This is a genomic window from Pseudomonas sp. FSL R10-1339, assembly GCF_009600545.1.
Taxonomy (GTDB): domain Bacteria; phylum Pseudomonadota; class Gammaproteobacteria; order Pseudomonadales; family Pseudomonadaceae; genus Aquipseudomonas; species Aquipseudomonas bubulae.
Genome location: NZ_WIVQ01000248.1, coordinates 1 through 670, shown reverse-complemented (window position 1 = coordinate 670; position 670 = coordinate 1). Strand labels below are relative to the sequence as shown.

General features: G+C 47.3%; 1 protein-coding gene. It reads right to left on the bottom strand.

Features of this window, described 5'->3' with window-relative positions; translation table 11 throughout:
• Positions 1-214: 214 nt before the first annotated feature.
• Entirely contained in the window at positions 215-637 is a 423-nt protein-coding gene (locus GHO03_RS24665; protein ID WP_048362296.1) for a hypothetical protein, read from the bottom strand.
• Positions 638-670: the final 33 nt, after the last annotated feature.

Sequence of the window (670 nt, the reverse complement as noted above, 5' to 3'; positions counted from 1 at the left end):
CTATATAAGTATGTATTTCTTTCAAGGAATCAAAATTTATCAATCCAGTTTTCTTAAAATCAAGATCCATGTGTTTGGCTAAAAAGAAAGGATCGATAACTTCTGCGACACAACTTTTATTCCCAAGAGATGCATAATAATTCATTGAATATCCGCCGATTTTATATATCACAACTGCCAGTTTATTAAATTTTATAGCTATGAATAGATAAACCTAAAAAACCATACGTTCACGTAAAGCCATCACTCGTGAAGCCGACAGATCACGAATATCCTCATTGTGAAAAATCAGGTGCGCTCGGTGCGGCTTGGTTTCCTCATCCCCAAGCTCCAAATCCTCCATTAGAAACTGATGCTTACCCTGGTAGGTCGCCGCGAGGTCAGCCGCCAAGCTGCGTGCGGCTTCTCCAGGCGTAACTATGGCCCAACCGATGATGTCAGACAGCTGTTCGGCTGGTGATCGCGGTGTCACGCCCTGAGCGGCGTTGCAGGCAAATTCGTTATAGAGCTGCGCGCCCAGTTCCGGATCGTCCGCAGGATTTCCCGGGCACAGCCGCGGCTCCCAGGGAAGCACGTAGGTCGATTGACCGAGAACGTCTTGCCGGACGTAGTCCGAGGGTTTGGCTAAACGCTGCATAAGGTTTGCTCCTAGGCGAAAATTGCATGGTAA

Coding starts and splice junctions, on each gene's coding strand:
- GHO03_RS24665 (WP_048362296.1), bottom strand. CDS start 637: ATGCAGCGTTTAGCCAAACCCTCGGACTACGTCCGGCAAGACGTTCTC.